General features: G+C 66.5%; 14 protein-coding genes and 1 pseudogene. 6 read left to right on the plus strand and 9 right to left on the minus strand.

Annotation, left to right across the window (positions count from 1 at the left end):
- Nucleotides 1-124 precede the first annotated feature (124 nt).
- From paaC to paaE, 3 genes are read left to right on the plus strand one after another with little or no spacing between them, the layout of a single operon-like run.
- Nucleotides 125-898 carry a 1,2-phenylacetyl-CoA epoxidase subunit PaaC gene (gene paaC / locus ACOJTD_RS19975; RefSeq protein ID WP_420134607.1) on the plus strand — a complete coding sequence of 258 codons (774 nt, stop codon included), beginning with the start codon at nt 125-127 and terminating at the stop codon, nt 896-898.
- The gene (gene paaD / locus ACOJTD_RS19980; RefSeq protein ID WP_420134608.1) at nt 892-1,395 is read left to right on the plus strand and encodes a 1,2-phenylacetyl-CoA epoxidase subunit PaaD; all 504 of its coding nucleotides are present in this window, start codon (nt 892-894) and stop codon (nt 1,393-1,395) included. The genes paaC and paaD overlap by 7 nt, the downstream gene beginning before the upstream one ends.
- An 8-nt stretch (nt 1,396-1,403) precedes the next feature.
- Entirely contained in the window at nt 1,404-2,492 is a 1,089-nt protein-coding gene (gene paaE / locus ACOJTD_RS19985) for a 1,2-phenylacetyl-CoA epoxidase subunit PaaE (RefSeq protein WP_420134609.1), read from the plus strand.
- A gap of 534 nt (nt 2,493-3,026) precedes the next feature.
- Here paaE and paaK read toward each other — a convergent pair.
- Together paaK and paaI are read right to left on the minus strand one after the other, a co-directional pair.
- Nucleotides 3,027-4,358: a phenylacetate--CoA ligase PaaK gene (paaK, locus tag ACOJTD_RS19990; RefSeq protein WP_420134610.1), complete on the minus strand. Its 1,332-nt coding sequence runs from the start codon at nt 4,356-4,358 to the stop codon at nt 3,027-3,029.
- A gap of 11 nt (nt 4,359-4,369) precedes the next feature.
- Nucleotides 4,370-4,771 carry a hydroxyphenylacetyl-CoA thioesterase PaaI gene (gene paaI, locus ACOJTD_RS19995; protein WP_420134629.1) on the minus strand — a complete coding sequence of 134 codons (402 nt, stop codon included), beginning with the start codon at nt 4,769-4,771 and terminating at the stop codon, nt 4,370-4,372.
- Between the two features lie 215 nt (nt 4,772-4,986).
- Here paaI and paaZ point away from each other — a divergent pair, with 215 nt between their 5' ends.
- Both paaZ and ACOJTD_RS20005 read left to right on the plus strand, forming a co-directional pair.
- Nucleotides 4,987-7,026 carry a phenylacetic acid degradation bifunctional protein PaaZ gene (paaZ, locus tag ACOJTD_RS20000; protein ID WP_420134611.1) on the plus strand — a complete coding sequence of 680 codons (2,040 nt, stop codon included), beginning with the start codon at nt 4,987-4,989 and terminating at the stop codon, nt 7,024-7,026.
- Nucleotides 7,027-7,090: 64 nt separating this feature from the next.
- Entirely contained in the window at nt 7,091-8,107 is a 1,017-nt protein-coding gene (locus ACOJTD_RS20005; protein WP_420134612.1) for a quinone oxidoreductase family protein, read from the plus strand.
- Nucleotides 8,108-8,167: 60 nt separating this feature from the next.
- Here ACOJTD_RS20005 and ACOJTD_RS20010 read toward each other — a convergent pair.
- The 6 genes and pseudogenes from ACOJTD_RS20010 to ACOJTD_RS20035 all read right to left on the minus strand — a co-directional run bounded on the left by ACOJTD_RS20010 (nt 8,168) and on the right by ACOJTD_RS20035 (nt 14,280).
- Nucleotides 8,168-9,132 (minus strand): annotated as a pseudogene (locus tag ACOJTD_RS20010) (fatty acid desaturase family protein).
- A gap of 51 nt (nt 9,133-9,183) precedes the next feature.
- On the minus strand, nt 9,184-10,410 hold the full coding sequence (locus tag ACOJTD_RS20015; protein WP_420134613.1) for an alpha/beta fold hydrolase: 1,227 nt from the start codon (nt 10,408-10,410) through the stop codon (nt 9,184-9,186).
- A gap of 188 nt (nt 10,411-10,598) precedes the next feature.
- The gene (locus ACOJTD_RS20020) at nt 10,599-11,261 is read right to left on the minus strand and encodes a sulfite oxidase-like oxidoreductase (RefSeq protein ID WP_420134614.1); all 663 of its coding nucleotides are present in this window, start codon (nt 11,259-11,261) and stop codon (nt 10,599-10,601) included.
- 13 nt (nt 11,262-11,274) lie between these two features.
- On the minus strand, nt 11,275-12,474 hold the full coding sequence (locus ACOJTD_RS20025) for a cytochrome P450 (RefSeq protein ID WP_420134615.1): 1,200 nt from the start codon (nt 12,472-12,474) through the stop codon (nt 11,275-11,277).
- A gap of 65 nt (nt 12,475-12,539) precedes the next feature.
- Entirely contained in the window at nt 12,540-12,749 is a 210-nt protein-coding gene (locus ACOJTD_RS20030; RefSeq protein WP_054160575.1) for a ferredoxin, read from the minus strand.
- Nucleotides 12,750-12,846: 97 nt separating this feature from the next.
- Nucleotides 12,847-14,280: an amidase gene (locus ACOJTD_RS20035; protein ID WP_420134616.1), complete on the minus strand. Its 1,434-nt coding sequence runs from the start codon at nt 14,278-14,280 to the stop codon at nt 12,847-12,849.
- A 125-nt stretch (nt 14,281-14,405) separates the two neighbouring features.
- Between ACOJTD_RS20035 and ACOJTD_RS20040 the strand changes: the two genes are divergently transcribed.
- Nucleotides 14,406-15,500 carry an SbmA/BacA-like family transporter gene (locus tag ACOJTD_RS20040; RefSeq protein WP_420134617.1) on the plus strand — a complete coding sequence of 365 codons (1,095 nt, stop codon included), beginning with the start codon at nt 14,406-14,408 and terminating at the stop codon, nt 15,498-15,500.
- On the opposite strand, the gene ACOJTD_RS20045 is transcribed toward ACOJTD_RS20040, so the two are convergent.
- Entirely contained in the window at nt 15,487-16,860 is a 1,374-nt protein-coding gene (locus ACOJTD_RS20045; RefSeq protein ID WP_420134618.1) for a GH1 family beta-glucosidase, read from the minus strand. The genes ACOJTD_RS20040 and ACOJTD_RS20045 overlap by 14 nt on opposite strands.
- Nucleotides 16,861-16,995: the final 135 nt, after the last annotated feature.

Below are 16,995 nucleotides of genomic sequence, written 5' to 3' on the forward strand. Positions count from 1 at the left end.
GCAGCCGCGCCGCTCGGCCGCGCGGCGACGCCCCCTCACCCCGACCCTCTCCCCGCAGGCGGGGAGAGGGAGACCGCCCGCCGCGCGGCGACGCATCGTTGTGCCAGAAGGACATTGATCAGACATGCCCGCCGCGATCGAAATCACCGAATCCTCGCTCTTCACCTACGCCCTGCGCCGCGCCGACGATGCGCTGATCCTCGGGCATCGGCTGTCCGAATGGAGCGGCCATGCGCCGATGCTGGAAGAGGATATGGCGCTGTCCAACATCGCGCTCGATCTGATTGGGCAGGCGCGCGAGTTGTACAGCTACGCCGGCACGGTCGAGGGCAAAGGCCGCGGCGAGGATCAGCTCGCTTACTTACGCGAGGAGCGCGACTACCAGAACCTGCTGCTGGTCGAGCAGCCCAACGGCGACTTCGCCCGCACCATCGCTCGACAATTCTATTACTCGGCGTTCGCCGATCCGTATTGGCGTGCGATGATGCGCTCGTCCGATCCGACGCTGGCGGCGATCGCCGCCAAGTCGGAGAAGGAGAGCGCCTATCACCTCCGCCACGCCTCCGAATGGATGATCCGGCTCGGCGACGGCACCGCCGAAAGCCACCGGCGCGCGCAGGACGCCATCGACGCGCTGTGGTCCTTCGCTGGCGAGCTGTTTGACGCCGACACGAGCGAGCAGCGGCTGATCGAAACCGGCGTCGCGATCGACCCGGCCGGCCTGCGCGACACCTGGCAGGCCACGATCAGCGCGGTGCTGCGTGAGGCCACGCTGACGCTGCCGACCGGCACATGGGTGCAGCGCGGCGGCCGCAGCGGGCGGCACAGCGAGCATCTCGGCCGGCTGCTCACCGAGCTGCAATACATGCAGCGGACCTTTCCGGGCCAGACATGGTGACGCTGACGGACAGCGACGCCGAGTTGCGCGCCCGCGCCTGGGACGCTGCCGCCACGGTGGTCGATCCGGAAATCCCGGTGCTGACCATCGCCGACCTCGGCGTGCTGCGCGAGGTGCGCGTCGACGAGGGCCGCGTCGAAGTCACGATCACGCCGACCTATTCCGGCTGTCCGGCGATGAACATGATCACGCTGGAAATCGAGACCGCGCTGGCGCGCGCCGGCATCGCCGATGCGCGGGTCAAGACCGTGCTGGCGCCCGCCTGGACCACCGACTGGATGAGCGCGGACGGACGCGCCAAGCTGAAGGACTACGGCATCGCGCCGCCGCTGCAATCGTCCAGCCGCCGCGCGTTGTTCGGCGCGCTCGACGTCGCGTGCCCGCGCTGCGGTTCGGTCGACACCGAGCAGCTCTCCGAATTCGGCTCGACCTCCTGCAAGGCGCTATGGCGCTGCAAGAGCTGCCGCGAGCCGTTCGATTACTTCAAGTGCCATTGAGCGCCGCCATGAATGTCTCCGCCACCATCCCGCGCTTTCATCCGCTGACCATCGCCGATTTGCGCCGCGAGGGCCGCGACGCGGTCTCGCTGGCGTTCACCGTGCCGCCGGAGTTGGCCGACGCCTATCGGTTCGCGCCCGGCCAGTATCTGACGCTGCGCACCACGATGGACGGCGAGGAGGTGCGGCGATCCTATTCGATCTGCTCCGGTCCGGATGACGCCGAATTGCGCATCGCGGTGAAGAAGGTCGACGGCGGCGCGTTCTCGGTGTGGGCGACCGAGGAGCTGAAAACCGGCGACACGCTCGATGTGATGACGCCGACCGGACGGTTCGGCGCCGCCCACGCCGACAGCGAGGCGCGCACCTATGTGGGCTTCGCCGCCGGCAGCGGCATCACGCCGATCCTGTCGCTGATCAAGTCGGTGCTGGCGCGCGATCCGGACAGCCGGTTCTTCCTGTTCTACGGCAACCGCACCACCGAGCAGATCCTGTTTCGCGACACGCTCGAAGCGCTGAAGGACCGCTATCTGCAGCGCTTCGCGGTGTTCCATGTGCTCTCGCAGGAGGAGCAGGATGTCCCGGTGATGCAGGGCCGGCTCGACCGCGACAAGGTGCGGCTGCTGCTCACCGCGATGCTGCCGGCGGCGGGCGTCGATCACGTCTTCGTCTGTGGCCCGACCGGGATGGCCGACGATGTCGAAGCGGCGTGCCGTGAACTCGGGATCGCCGAGGACCGCATCCATGTCGAACGCTTCGTCTCAGGCCTCGGCGGCAAGCCGCGCCCCAAGACGGTCGTCACCCCCGGCGCGCCGCCGAAGGCGATCGCCGCGCTGATCATCGACGGCAAGCGCCGCGAAGTTCCGGTCGCCGACGGCGAATCCATCCTCGACGCGGCGCTCCGCGCCGGCGTCGATCTGCCCTTCGCCTGCAAAGGCGGCATGTGCTCCACCTGCCGCGCCAAACTGGTCGAAGGCGAAGCGCCGATGGAGCTCAACTACTCGCTGGAGCCGTGGGAACTCGCGGCGGGATTCGTGCTGACGTGCCAGGCCAAGCCGACGACAGCGCGGGTGGTGGTGGACTACGATCACCTGTGAGGCCCACAGCGCAGACGACTGACTCAAAGTTCGTCATTCCGGGGCGCGCGAAGCGCGAGCCCGGAATCCATACGCCCCGCAGTCGCGGCTATGTCGTTGAGCCTGTTCCACGCCGCCGTGCCCAACATGAGCACAGGGGCTATGGATTCCGGGTTCGCGCAGCTTCGCTGCACGCCCCGGAATGACGAACGTGAGGGCGTAATTGTTGGGATATGCCCTTACCCCGTCATTGCGAGCGAAGCGAAGCAATCCAGCTCAGTGTGCCGAGCTGGATTGCTTCGTCGGCTGCGCCTCTTCGCAATGACAAATGAGAGGGCTCCTGTCCCGCACGCGATGCAGCGCGGAGCGCTGCTTCGCAGATGCGGGACCCCGGTTACTTGTTGAGAGCGCGGTGAAACGTTCTTGTTGGCTGTGCGCGCCTGGATCAATCACATCGATGCTTGCGGGGCGCTTAACCGGGGCCCCGGCTCTGCGCCGCCGGCGTTGCCGCGGCTTGTCCGGGGCACGGAGGTGAAAGCCGACGCGCGAACGCGACTATCCCTTCGGCCGTTTGTCGTACACGCGCTTGGCTTTGCCGAGCGAGCGCTCCAGCGTGTCGGGCGGCACGACCTTCACGCTTGTCGAAATCCCGATCGTGTTCTTGATATATGCCGCCACGCGCTCCGCATGCGGCACCATCCCGGCGCCGTCCCAGCTCTCCGGCCGCGCCTCGGCCAGCACGGTCATCTCGTCCATGCGGCCGTCGCGGGTCAGTTCGATGATGAAGTGGCCGCCGCACCAGTCGGTGGCGAGCAGGACTTCCTCGATCTGGGTGGGAAACACGTTGACGCCGCGCAGAATGATCATGTCGTCAGAGCGGCCGGTGATTTTTTCCATGCGGCGTAGTCCGGGCCGCGCCGTGCCCGGCAATAACCGCGTCAGATCGCGGGTGCGATAGCGGACCACCGGGAAGGCTTCCTTGGTCAGCGAGGTGAACACCAGTTCGCCCTTCTCGCCGTCGGGCAGCACTGCGCCGGTCACCGGATCGATCACTTCCGGATAGAAGTGATCCTCCCATATATGCAGGCCGTCTTTGGTCTCGACGCATTCCTGCGCGACGCCGGGACCCATAACTTCCGACAGGCCGTAAATATCGGTCGCGTCCATGTCGAATGCCTGCTCGATCTCGGCGCGCATTGCATTGGTCCACGGCTCGGCGCCGAACACGCCGTACTTCAACGATGACTGCCGCGGATCGAGGCCCTGGCGCTTGAATTCGTCGAGGATCGCCAGCATGTAGCTCGGCGTCACGGTGATGACGTCCGGCTTGAAGTCGTTGATCAGCTGCACCTGCCGCTCGGTCATGCCGCCGGAGATCGGCACCACGGTGCAGCCGAGCTTCTCGCCGCCGTAGTGTGCGCCGAGCCCGCCGGTGAACAGGCCGTAGCCATAGGCGTTGTGCAGGATCATGCCGCGCCGCGCGCCGGCCGCGCGCAGCGAGCGCGCCATCACGCTCGACCAGGTCTCGATGTCGTTCGCGGTGTAGCCGACCACGATCGGCTTGCCGGTCGTGCCTGACGAGGCGTGGACGCGCACCAGCTGTTCGCGCGGCACTGCGAACATGCCGAACGGGTAGTTGTCGCGTAGATCGAGCTTGGTCGTGAACGGGAATTTCGACAGGTCGCTCAGCTCGCGAAAGTCCGACGGATGCACGCCGGTGCGATCGAACGCGGCCTTGTAGTGCGCGACGTTGTCGTAGGCGTGCCTGAGCGACCAGGCGAGGCGCCCCGTCTGCAGCGCGACGATCTCGTCGCGCGAGGCGCGCTCGGCATCATCGAGTTCGGCGGCGGTGCCGGCCGGCTTGATCTGGTGGACAGTCGCGACCATGGCGTTTTCCCTCAGCGTGATTGGGGCTCAGTCGGCGGCACCAGCGTTCCGCCGATCGACCGCGAATGGCCGCGGAATTCGGCGATCACCGTGCCGGCGGAAGTGACCTGGACGTCGTAGATGCCGGAGCGGCCGGCGCGGTTGATCTCGCGGGCGCTGGCGATCAGCTTTGCTCCGAGCTTGCTCGGGCGGATGAAGGTGATCTGGCCCTGCGCCGCGACGGTGTTGTCGTTGCGCGAGTTGCAGGCGTAGGCGAAGGCGCTGTCGGCGAGGGTGAAGATGAAGCCGCCATGGGCGATGCCGTGGCCGTTGACCATCTCGGTGGTGATCGTCATCGCCAGAGTCGCGCAGCCGGCGCCGATGGCGACGATCTCCATGCCGAGCGCCTTGCTGGCGTGGTCGTTGGCCCACATCGCATCGGCGCAGGCGCGCGCCAGCGCGTCGGGCGACAGACCCGTAGCTGTCGGGGCGTCGGTCACGTTTCTCTCCCTCGTCGTCCCGGGCTGCGAAAGCCTCTTGAATTGAACGATCGGTCAGTCAATTATTATGCCAACGGATCATCGTGTCAACGGCCGGCGCGGACGTCAAACCGCATCAACAAGGCCGTCGCGAAAAGGGGAGGACGACCATGAGCCACACGCTGCAGAGTTTTGCGCGCGACCAATGGGTGACGCCGGCGCAGGGGCTGGTCGACATTCCGAGCGCGATCGACGGCCACGTCGTCGCGCGCGTCTCCAGCGCCGGGCTCGATTTCGCCGCGCTGGTGCAACATGCCCGCGAAGTCGGCGGCAAGAATTTGCGCGCGATGAATTTTCACCGGCGCGCAGACATGTTGAAAGCGCTCGGCGCTTACTTGAGCGAGCGCAAGGAGCAGCTTTATGCGCTCGCCGCCGACACCGGCGCCACGCGCGGCGACAACGCCATCGACATCGACGGCGGTCTGGTCACGCTCGCGGCGTTCGCGTCGCGCGGCCGACGTGAATTGCCGGAGTCGAATTTCATCACCGAAGGCGAGGTGGAAGCCCTTTCGAAGCGCGGCAGCTTCGTCGGCCAGCACATCCTGACGCCGCTGCACGGCGTCGCCGTGCATATCAACGCCTTCAACTTCCCGTGCTGGGGCCTGCTGGAAAAGCTGGCGCCGGCGCTGCTGGCCGGCGTGCCGGTGATCGCCAAGCCGGCGACCGCGACGGCTTACGTCACCGAGGCGTTGGTCAAGCTGATCGACGAATCCAAGCTGCTGCCGCAAGGGGCGCTACAACTGGTGTGCGGCGGGCTCGGCGATCTTCTCGATCATCTCGGCGGCCAGGACCTGATCGCCTTCACCGGCTCGCTGGAGACGTCTGAGAAGCTGCGCGCGCATCCGAATGTGGCGCGCCACAGCATCCGCTTTGTCGCCGAGCGCGACTCGCTTAACGCCGCTGTGCTCGGTCCCGACATCACGCCGGCCGATCCGGAATTCGATCTGTTCGTGCGCGAGATCGTCCGCGAAATGACCGCCAAGGCCGGGCAGAAATGCACCGCGATCCGCCGCGTGCTGGTGCCGCGTGCGCAGGAAAGCGCGGTGATCGATGCGCTGAAAACCAAGCTTGCGGAGGTGAGGCTTGGCGATCCGCGCGCAGACGACAAGGCGATGGGCCCGCTGGTCAGCCGCGGCCAGCGCGAGGCGGTCCGCGCCGCGATCGCGACGCTACAGCGCGAGGCCGAGATCGTGTTCGGCGATCCAGCCGCCTGCGCGGGCGAGGGCATCGACACGGAGGCCGGCGCTTACATGTCCCCCGTGTTGCTGCGCGCGCGTGACCCCATGAGCGCGCGGAAAGTCCACGACACCGAAGCGTTCGGCCCGGTCGCGACCGTGCTGGCCTATGACACTATCGATCAGGCGATCGAACTGGTCCGGCGCGGTGAGGGCAGTCTGGTCGCCTCGCTGTTCACCTACGATGACGCCGTTGCCGAGCAGACGATCCTCGGCCTCGCGCCGTTCCACGGTCGCCTCTTGATCGTCGACCGCGACGACGCGGCGGAATCGACCGGCCACGGCACGCCGCTGCCGGCGCTGCTGCACGGCGGCCCGGGCCGCGCTGGCGGCGGCGAGGAGCTCGGTGGCCTGCGCAGCGTGCATCACTGCATGCAGCGCACCGCGATCCAGGCGTCGCCGCGTCGGCTTGCAAAGCTCACCGGCGTCTGGGGCCGCGGCGCGGCGGCGGCCGCGACGGAGGTGCATCCGTTCAAGCTCAACTACAACCAGCTCGAAATCGGCCAGAGCATCGAGACCGCGAGCCGGCCGATCACGCTCGACGACATCGAGCACTTCGCTAACTTCACCGGTGACACCTTCTACGCCCACATGGATGAGGCCGCCGCCAAGGCCAATCCGTTCTTCCCCGGCCGCGTCGCGCACGGCTATCTGATCCTGGCCTTCGCTGCCGGCCTGTTCGTCGATCCGGCGCCGGGCCCGTTGCTGGCCAATTACGGTCTCGACAATCTGCGCTTCCTCAAGCCTGTGTCACCGGACGACACCATCAAGGTGAAGCTCACGGTGAAGCAGAAATCGCCGGCGCGCCGTCCCGAATACGGCGAAGTGCGCTGGGACGTCGAGGTCGTCAACCAGAACGGGGAGCCGGTGGCGCGCTATGATCTGCTGACGATGAGCTCTCGGCCGGCCGCATAGCAGGCAGCGGAGAAATCTGGCAGAACACGGCGCGCAATGCGCGTGCCTGCCGGAGTCGATGCCGATGACTGAAGCCGCCACTCCCGCCTTCAAGACCGTCGAGGCGCGCTGCGTCCGCCTCAATGCCAAGGTGAGCGACGCCGCCGCGATCGCGCCGGCGGTAGATCATTTGCCGCTAGCACGCCGCGCGGAGACCGAGGTGCTGATCGAACTGCGCGCCGCCGCGGTCAATCCGTCCGACGTCAAGGCCGCGACCGGGCTGATGCCCTACGCGGTGTTTCCGCGCACACCTGGTCGCGACTACGCGGGCGTGGTGATCGACGGCCCGACCGACTGGATCGGCCGCGACGTGTTCGGCTCGTCCGGTGATCTCGGCATCCGCCGCGACGGCACACATGCGACGCATCTGGTTGTCGAGGCCGCGGCGCTGGTCGAGAAGCCGGCGAGCGTGTCGTGGGAGGAGGCGGCCGGGATCGGCGTGCCGTTCGTCACTGCCGCCGAAGGCCTGCGCCGCGCGGCGCTGGCGAGCGGCGAAACCCGGGTGATCATGGGCCTCAACGGCAAGGTCGGCCAGGCCGCCGCACAGATCGCCAGCTGGCGCGGCGCCCGCGTGATCGGCGTCGCGCGCAAGGCCGAGCCCTATGCGGGCCACGCCAGCGCGCTGGTCGAGATGATCGATTCGTCGTCCGTCGACGTCGCCGCGCGCATCCGCGAACTCACCGGTGGCAAGGGGGCCGACGTCGTGTTCAACACCGTCGGCGATCCGTACTTCGCCGCCGCCAACGCCGCGCTCGGCCTGCGCGGCCGCCAGATCCTGATCGCCGCCGTCAAGCGTATCGTCGAGTTCGACATCCTCGCCTTCTACCGCGCGCAGCATACGTTTGTCGGCATCGACACGCTGGGCTTTTCCTCGATCGCGACAGGCGAGGTGTTACGCGCGTTGGGTCCAGGCTTCGCCAGCGGCGCGCTTCGACCATTCCCGATCGTGCCCAGCGCGATCTATCCGCTGGATCAGGCCCAAGCTGCCTATCAGTCCGTCGCCGCCTCGTCCCGCGACCGCGTCATCCTGCGACCGGAGTAGAACCAAACCGAACAAGTCTCGCAGCTGAGCAACCCGCCTGAGGACAGGCTACGTTGCTTGTCACTCCGCCGGCACAGCGCGTTGACGCGCCGTGGCGAGTCTCAGCACGTCGAGATACGACGGCGCCACCGTCACCCGGCCAACCAGGCCCTTGTCGCGCAGCAAGCGGTGCGCTTCGGGAAGGTTGTAGCAGGGCAGATACATGAACAGATGATGCTCGGCGTGGTAGTTCACCCAATAGGGGGCGATGAACGCCCGCTCGAGCGGGTTCGCGAGCGTCGTCCGGGCCTGCGTGAACGGGTCGGCGCTCGTCGACGTGCAGGCATGCTCCGCGATATTCCTAATTCGCGTGACCAGCGGCAACCAGGTCGCCATGGCCACCAGCCACACGCCCAGATACCAGACGCCCGCGCCGCAGAGCCAGAACAGCACGAGCAACACCGCATTCGCCGCGAGAAAGCGCTTGGTGCGATCGGCGCCGGTGGCGACGAAACTCTCGTGTTCGACATTGTCCCCGGCCCCGCGAGGGGCGAACAGCGCCTTCAACAGCGGCAGGCGTTGTTTGACGAAGGTCTGCCCGGTGAGATCGCGGGCTGCTTTGCGAACGAAACTGTCCTTGCTGATCGGAAACGGGGCTGATAGCACGAGATCCGGATCTTCGGGCTGCTGCGTGTATTTGTGATGCTGCAGATGATAGCGGCGATAGGCGGGCAGGTCGGCGCCGACCGGCACGGCGCACAGCCATTGCCCGATCCATTCGTTGAGCTTCGATTGCGATGCAGCCCGCCATGCGCCGCCTCGTGCATCAGGATGGCCAGTCCGAGCTGACGCGTGCCGACGATCATCACGGCGATGAGCCACGTCAGCGGGTTCGGCCACAGCGTCACCAGCGCGATCGCCAGGACGATCGTGCCCCAGGCATGCGCGACCAACCATAGCCCGCGCGCGGAACTGCGGTGCGTCAGCCGCGCCCATTCATCTGCGGTGAAAATCGTCTTCGGATCGATCCGCGGCACCGCCGGCATCGTCGCCTCCCGACTTGTTTTTTCGCAGTGTTGCGTGACGGTGCCGTGGCGTCAATCGGCGGCGCGCGTCACGATCTTCACTTCGGAGGTCAGCGTGCGATGCACCGGGCATTTGTCGGCGATCTCGATCAGCTTGGCGCGCTGCTCGGCGTCGAGGTCGCCCTCGAAGGCGATGACGCGTTCGATGCGGTCGAGCAGGCCGACCTTGGTCTCGCAATCAGCGCAGTCCTCGGCGTGGATCTTGGCGTGGCTCAGCGTTACGGTGGTCCGCTCCAGCGGCAGCTGCTTGCGGTCGGCATAGAGCCGCACCGTCATCGAGGTGCAGGCGCCGAGCGCCGACAGCAACAGATCGTACGGGCCTGGCCCGGAATCGGCGCCGCCGACCGCCACCGGCTCGTCCGCCAGCGAGCGATGCGGGCCGACCGCGACCCGCTGCTGGAACTTGCCATTGCCGGTTTCCTGCACGGTGACGAGGCGCGGCACTTCCGGCGCGCCGGCCGGCATCGCCGCCGGCTGCGGCGCGTCGAGATAGCGCTCGGCCCAGGCGGCGATCACGTCGGCCGCGTAGTTCGCGTCGCGGCGATCGCCGAGCAGATGGTCGGCGTGGTCGAGCGAGACGAAGCTCTTGGGATGCTTGGCGGCAAGGAACAGTTTTGTGGCGTTGTCGATGCCGACGGTGTCGTCGCCGGGCGCGTGCAGGATCAGCAGCGCCTTGTGTAGCTTTGCGACATGCGCCAGCAGATTGTGCTCGGCGGCGTCGTCGAGAAACTCACGCTTGATGGTGAAGGGCCGGCCGGCGAGCGTCACCTCGACGCTGCCCTCGGTACGGATCGTGTCGATATGCTCGGCGAACAGATGCGCGACATGCGAAGGATCAGATGGCGCCGCGATGGTCGCGACCGCCTTGGCCTCCGGGATCTGTGCTGCGGCGGCCAGGACCGCGGCGCCGCCAAGGCTGTGGCCGACCAGCAGCGTCGGCGCCTGATACACTTCTCGCAGATGATCGGCGGCGTGGACGAGATCGGCGACATTGGAGGAGAACGTCGCGTTCTCGAACCCCCCCTCGCTGGCGCCGAGGCCGGTGAAATCGAAGCGCAGCACCGCGATGCCGCGCGCTGCCAACGCCGTTGCGATCCGCCGCGCCGCGAGGTTGTCCTTGCTGCAGGTGAAGCAATGCGCGAACAGCGCGAACGCGACCGGCGCAGTCTCCGGCAGGTCGAGCGCCGCGGCAAGCTGATGGCCACCGCTGCCGGTGAATTGAAAACGTTCGGTCGGCATAGGCGCTCCTGTCGTCATTCCGGGGCGCGCGAAGCGCGAGCCCGGAATCCATAACCCCTGACATTGCCCTTAAAGCACCGCGTGGCAGCGCCGTAATCACATCTCTGCGGGCAGGGGATATGGATTCCGGGCTCGCGGGCTGCGCCCGCGCCACGGAATGGCGAGAGGTGGCGAGAAGGGCGACGCGATCAATCGTCCGAGTAGCGCTGTTCCTGCCACGGATCGCCGCGATTGTGATAGCCGCGGACTTCCCAGAAGCCGGGCGCGTCGTCGGTGCGGAATTCGATCGCCTGTAGCCACTTGGCGCTCTTCCAGAAGTACAAATGCGGCACCACCAGCCGCACCGGACCGCCGTGCTCGGGCTCGAGCGGTTCGCCTGACCAGGCATGCACGATCAGCGCGTCCGGTGCGGCGAAATCGTCCAGCGCGAGGTTGGTGGTGTAGCCGTCGTAGCTGTGCAGCACGACGTGTCGCGCCTGGTCGTGCGGCTGGCAGGCCTCGAGCAGATCGCGGGTGGAAACGCCCTGCCAGCGATTGTCGTAGCGCGACCATGTGGTGACGCAGTGGATGTCCGAGACGAAGTCGGATTGCGGCTGCGCCATGAACTGCGCCCAGTCCCAGAACAGCGGCTGTGCCACCGCGCCGTAGACGTCGAGCCGCCAACGTTCGCGGCTGATCGGCGGCGTGGTGCCGAGATCGAGCACCGGCCAGTCCTGCGTGAGATGCTGGCCCGGCGGCAGGCGTTGCTCGTCCGGGCGCGCGTGGCGCCCAGTGAGAAACTTGCCTTCGGCGGCCCAGCGCTGCTTGCTGCGGGTGAGCTTGGACTCCGGCGGGTCTGCTTCGTCCGACATGGTCCTCCTGCGATTAGTTCGGTCGGCCGAGCAGCAGCGGCAACTGCCGCGGCCCGCGCACCGTTCCCTCCGACCAGCGCACCGGCTTGGTCGGATCGAGCCGGAATTGCGGAATCCGCTTCAGCCACTCTTCGAGCGCGACCGTCATCTCCATGCGGGCGAGATTTGATCCGACGCAGCGATGAATGCCAAGCCCGAAGGCGACATGCGGGTTCTCCTTGCGGTCGATCTTGACGCGGTCGGCGTCCGGAAAAATCGACGGATCGCGATTGGCGACGGGAAACGACAGCAGCATCATGTTCCCCGCCTTGACCGGACAGCCGGCGATCGCGGTGTCTTTGACCACCTCGCGCGCCATCGTCACCGGCGAATAGGCACGCAGGAATTCCTCGATCGCGGTTGGCATCAGCTCGGGCTCGGCGACCAGCCGCGCGCAATCGTCGGGATGCGTCGCCAGATGCCACAGCGCGGCGCCGATCGCGCTCCAGGTGGTGTCGATGCCGGCGATCAGCAACAGCCGCAGGGAGCCGAGCACGTGGGCGTCGGACAGCGGCTGGCCGTTGTCGTCGCGGGCATTCATCAGCGTCGTGATCAGGTCGTCGGTCGGCTGCTGTTTGCGCTGGGCTATGTGGCCGGCGAAGTACGTACTCATCTCGAACACCGCCTTCATCAGGATCGCGTCGTCCTTGATGCCGAGTTCGAGGATCTCGTGAATCCAGCGGATGAAGACGTCGCTGTCGCTCTCCGGAATGCCCAGCATATGGCAGATCGTCTTGACCGGGATGTGCTTGCTGTACGCCGCTGCGGCGTCGCAGCTGCCGTCGCTGATGAAGGCGTCGATGAGTTCGTTGCACATTGTGCGAACGCGCGGCTCGAGCTTGGCCACCGCATCCGGCGTGAACGGTGGCAGCAGCAGACGCTTGGCAGGCTTGTGCTCGGGCGGATCGGACGTGATCGGCGGCGCCGGCGGCGGCGAGGCCGAGCGGACTTCGCGGACGATGATCCGGCGCGACGAGAAATTCTCGGTGTCGTAGGAGATCTCCTTCACCGCCGCGAAGGTGGTCGGCATGTAGCAGCCGAGAAAGCGGTCGGTGTGGACGACGGGACTGGCGCTGCGCAGTTCGTCCCAGATGGGGTAGGGGTTCTCGGTCCAGCGCGGGTCGGTGTGGTCGAAGTCGTGAATCCAGTCGGTGACGGGCGGTCGCTCGGTCATTCGGCGTTTCCTCGGGATGCGTTGCTGCTGCGGTCTGCGCCGCGGTTCGTGCGATGCAAAAAAGGTCAGCTCTCGCTGACCTCGATCGCAACTTCCGGACAATTCGACCTAGCGAGCCAGGCCTTGTCGGTCAGTTCAGCAGGAACGGCCCCGTCGCCCTTCTCGTGGGCATTGCCGTAATCGTCGAGGTCGAACAACTCCGGAGCCAGCGCCTTGCAGCGCGCGTGGCCCTGACACTTGTCCTGATCGACGTGGATCTTGAGCGGTTCGGACATGCGGCGTTTCCTCATCGCCCGCCTTGATGGCAGGTCGGGTTGTAGTGACGCGCCAAGACTAGCACAGCGCGTCACAACCGCTAGTGTCCGGGTGGTCTCAGAGGCTGGCGGGCGCCGGCCGCGGGTCGATCGGCGTCGCGCCGCGGATGCCGAGGATATCCTCGAGCACAGCGGCGCCGGCGAGCAGGCCGGCTTCGTTGCGGGGACGCGCGACCATCTGCAGGCCCACCGGCAGGCCCGAGGCGGTGAAGCCGCAGGGCAGCGACAGCGCCGGGCAGCACACCAGCGTGATCGCATAAACGATGCCGAGCCATTCGATGTAGTTGTCGAAGGTGTGGCCGTTGCACTCGGCGAGATAGCGCTGCTCGACCGGGAACGGCGCGGTGATCGTCGCCGGGCACAGCAGCAGGTCGTAGGTCTTGAAGAACTCGTTCGCCCGCGCGGTCAGCGTGACGCGCTGCGCCTCGGCCTTGGCGAGATCGTCGACGGTGAGCTTGAGGCCCTGCTCGATATTCCAGATCACTTCCGGCTTCAGCAGGTCCGGCTTGGTGCGCAGCAGCTTCGCCATATTGATGGCGAAGTCGAACGCGCGCAGCGTCTGGAAGCATTCGTGCGCTTCGGACAGATCGGGCTGCGCCTGCTCGACGATCACGCCGGCTTCGGCGAAACGCTCGGCGGCCTTGCGGGTGACGGCGGCGACTTCGGGATCGACCGGCGTGATGCCGAGGTCGGGCGAATAGGCGACGCGTAGCGGCTTGGTGCGCGACTTCGCCGCGGCGAGGAAGGAGGTCGCGGGCGAGGGGATCGACAGCGGGTCGTTCGGATACTCGCCGCTCATCGCGTCGAGCAGCAGCGCGACGTCCTCGACATTGCGGGCCATGGGCCCCTGGACGCCGAGATTGCGGTCGATCGCCACCGACGGCGTGTGCGCGACGCGGCCGAAGCTCGGCCGCAGGCCGACGATGCCGCAGAAGCTCGCCGGATTGCGCAGCGAGCCGCCCATGTCGGAGCCGTGCGCCAGCCAGGCGGTGCCTGACGCCAGTGCCGCCGCAGCGCCGCCCGACGAGCCCGCCGCCGAACGCGACAGATCCCACGGATTGCGCGTCGCGCCGAACACCTCGTTGAAGGTGTTGGCGCCGGCGCCGAACTCCGGCGTGTTGGACTTGGCGTAGACTAAGGCGCCGTTGCTCTCCAGGTGCGTCACCAGCAGGTCCGACTGCGCCGGCACGTTGTCCTTGAAGATCGGCGAGCCCAGCGTGGTGAGCACGCCTTCAACCGCGGTGAGGTCCTTGATCGGCAACGGCAGGCCGGCAAGAACGCCGCGTTCGGCGACCGGCTTCTTCATCAGTTCGTCAGCATGGCTGCGGGCGCGGTCGAAGCACAGCGTCGGCAGCGCGTTGACGGCGCCGTCGACCTCGGCAATCCGCTGCTCCAGCGTGTCCAGCAGATCGAGCGGTGTGACCTCGCCGGCCTTCAGCTTATCCACGACCGCGCACGCGGTCTCCCGCACCAGAGCTGGATCTGCACTCACCCTGTGAACTCCCCTGAGTTGAATAGATCGACGATGCGACTACATGGACTAAGCCGCGAGACTAGACGCATTGGGTAGCCCGGATCGCTTCCCAAGCCGCGGCTTCGGGATTTATATCTCGCGCCATGGGTCTCTTCTCACATAACGACTCGAACGGCCACAACCTGTCCGAGTTCTGGCAATTGTCGCAGCGCTTCTGGCTCGGCGGCAAGCCCCGGGTGGTCGGCCTGATGGTCGTGATGATCGGCGTCGTGCTCGCCCAATTGGCGGTGCAGTTCTATCTAAACCAATGGAATAGGCACTTTTTTGACGCGCTGGAGCGACGCGACGGGGGCGAGCTCTGGACTCAAACTTTCGTGTTTCTGGCCTTGGCTTCCACCAGCATTCTGCTCGCCGCGACCTCGGTCTGGGCGCGGATGACGGGGCAGCGCAAATGGCGCGAGTCGATGACGCGTGCGATCCTGGAGCGCTGGGAGCATCGCAGCCATGCGGCGCCGATGAACGGCCATGATCACAACGCTGAAAATCCGGAATACCGTCTCGCCGAGGACGTCCGCGTCGCCACCGATGCGCCCGTCGATCTGATTCTGGCGCTGCTGTCGTCGGTGCTGACGGCGCTGACCTTCTTCGGCGTGCTGTGGAGCGTCGGCGGCAGCATTGGCATCCAGCTGTTCGGCAGCCGCATCGACATCCCCGGCTATCTGGTGCTCGGGGTGGTCGCCTACTCGACGATGATGACCGCATTGATGCTGTGGTTCGGACGTCGCATGACCAGCATCAGCGAGCAGCGCAATCAGAACGAGGCCGAATTCCGCGCCGCTGCCGAAGTGCTGCGCGGCTGTGATCCGGGCGGCAACGGTCGCGAGACCAAGTGGATGGACAAGCTCGACCGCCGGCTGCAGGCCGTGCTGCGCTCATGGCGGGACCTGTGCTGGCAGCTCGTCGATATGACGCTGGTGTCGCACGCCAACTTTCTGTTCGCGCCGGTGGCGGCATATTTCCTGTGCTTCCCGAAATATCTCAGCGGCGCAATGTCGCTGGGCGAAGTCACACAGAGCGCCGCTGCTTTCGTCACGGTGCAGGGGGCCGTCAATTGGCTGGTGGACAATTATCAGCGTATCGCCGACTGGCGCTCGTCCGCCAACCGTGTCGCGGCGCTGATCGCCGCGATCGACAACATGCCGGAGCAGAGCGACACGCCGGCCGCTATGCCGTCGTAGCGCTCCGCGCGTGGCGGATGACGTCGGCATACCAGGCGAACGACGCCTTCGGGATCCGCCGTAACGTCGGATAGTCCATATAGACGAGGCCGAAGCGCACGCCGTAGCCCGACTCCCATTCGAAATTGTCGAGCAGCGACCAGACGAAATAGCCGCGAACGTCGGCGCCGGCGTCGAGTGCCGCGTCGAGCCCAGAGATGTAATCACGTAGAAATGCGATGCGGCCGGGATCAATGACCTCACCATCGGCATCCAGCTTCTCCAGCGTCGACCCGAAGCCGTTCTCGGTGACGTAGACCGGCTTGCCGTAGCGGCGGCTGACTTCGATCAACGTATCGCGGAACGCGTCGGGCTCGATCGTCCAGTCGATCGGTGTGCGCGGGATGCTTTCGGGCTTCGGGCCCCAGCCGAGCCCGACGATCGCGTTGGGGTCGGAATTGATATAGACCGGGCTGTAGTGATTGACGCCTATCCAGTCGAGCGGGCGGAAGATGGCCTGCATATCGCCCGGCCGAACGTGCGGCGCGATCGCATCGCGGATCAGGGCGGGATACTCGCCGAGATATTGCGGATCGGTGAACGCGCGATTCCAGTAGTCGCCGATCAGCGCGGCCTCGGCGACGTCCTCAGGCTTGTCGCTGGACGGATAGATCGGCTGATAGTTGCTGACCAGCCCGATCTTGGCGTCCTTGACAGTCTCGCGCAGCGCATCGACCGCGGCGCCGTGGGCGAGGTTTACGTGATGGATCCAGCGATGCAGCTTGTCGTCGGCGGTGCGATCGCGCGCCCCGAACGAACGTGCGAACAGGCTGAAGATGCCCGGCTCGTTGAAGGTGGCAAAATGTTTGACGCGATGGCCGTAGCGGTGCCCGATCAGGCGCGCGTAGTCGGCGAACCAGCCGACGATGTCGCGGTTGAGCCAGCCGCCGCGATCCTCGAGCGCCTGCGGCAAGTCCCAGTGATACAGACAGATCCAGGGCTCGATGCCGGCGGCAACGAGTTCGTCGATCAGCCGGTCGTAAAAGGCGAGGCCGGCTTCGTTGACGGCGCCGGTGCCTTGCGGAAGCACACGCGGCCAGGCGATCGAGAACCGATAGGCCTGCAGCCCGAGCGCCTTCATCAGCGCGACGTCTTCCTTGTAGCGATGATAGTGATCGCAGGCGACATCGCCGGTGTCGTTATTAGCCACCTGCCCGGTGCGGCAATAGGTGTCCCAGATGCTGGGGCCGCGGCCGTCTTCGTTCGCCGCGCCCTCGATCTGGAAGCTCGCGGTCGAAACACCCCAGATAAAGTTCGGACTGACATGTGACAGCGATGGAAGAGTCTTTAACGACTCGTTGGTCTGCGCTGCCTCGTCCATGGCCGTCTCCGCGTGGTTTGATTCAGGCTGTGATACGCCCCACGAAAGGATGAGGCGCTTGCGCTGGATCAAACCGCGGCGTTGTGCCGCCAGTGCCGGTGGGGGTGTGGCGCGCGGGGCTCAGCCGATGAGGCG

The sequence above is a fragment of the Rhodopseudomonas sp. genome, assembly GCF_048594845.1.
Lineage (GTDB): Bacteria > Pseudomonadota > Alphaproteobacteria > Rhizobiales > Xanthobacteraceae > Rhodopseudomonas.

Bases quoted from the DNA above. Each gene is read 5' to 3' on its own strand.
- paaZ (WP_420134611.1), top strand. From the start codon at position 4,987: ATGAGCCACACGCTGCAGAGTTTTGCGCGCGACCAATGGGTGACGCCG.
- ACOJTD_RS20015 (WP_420134613.1), bottom strand. From the start codon at position 10,410: ATGCCGACCGAACGTTTTCAATTCACCGGCAGCGGTGGCCATCAGCTT.
- ACOJTD_RS20040 (WP_420134617.1), top strand. From the start codon at position 14,406: ATGGGTCTCTTCTCACATAACGACTCGAACGGCCACAACCTGTCCGAG.
- paaK (WP_420134610.1), bottom strand. From the start codon at position 4,358: ATGGTCGCGACTGTCCACCAGATCAAGCCGGCCGGCACCGCCGCCGAA.
- paaC (WP_420134607.1), top strand. From the start codon at position 125: ATGCCCGCCGCGATCGAAATCACCGAATCCTCGCTCTTCACCTACGCC.
- ACOJTD_RS20020 (WP_420134614.1), bottom strand. From the start codon at position 11,261: ATGTCGGACGAAGCAGACCCGCCGGAGTCCAAGCTCACCCGCAGCAAG.
- ACOJTD_RS20005 (WP_420134612.1), top strand. From the start codon at position 7,091: ATGACTGAAGCCGCCACTCCCGCCTTCAAGACCGTCGAGGCGCGCTGC.
- ACOJTD_RS20025 (WP_420134615.1), bottom strand. From the start codon at position 12,474: ATGACCGAGCGACCGCCCGTCACCGACTGGATTCACGACTTCGACCAC.
- paaI (WP_420134629.1), bottom strand. From the start codon at position 4,771: ATGTGGGCCAACGACCACGCCAGCAAGGCGCTCGGCATGGAGATCGTC.
- paaD (WP_420134608.1), top strand. From the start codon at position 892: ATGGTGACGCTGACGGACAGCGACGCCGAGTTGCGCGCCCGCGCCTGG.
- ACOJTD_RS20030 (WP_054160575.1), bottom strand. From the start codon at position 12,749: ATGTCCGAACCGCTCAAGATCCACGTCGATCAGGACAAGTGTCAGGGC.
- ACOJTD_RS20045 (WP_420134618.1), bottom strand. From the start codon at position 16,860: ATGGACGAGGCAGCGCAGACCAACGAGTCGTTAAAGACTCTTCCATCG.
- paaE (WP_420134609.1), top strand. From the start codon at position 1,404: ATGAATGTCTCCGCCACCATCCCGCGCTTTCATCCGCTGACCATCGCC.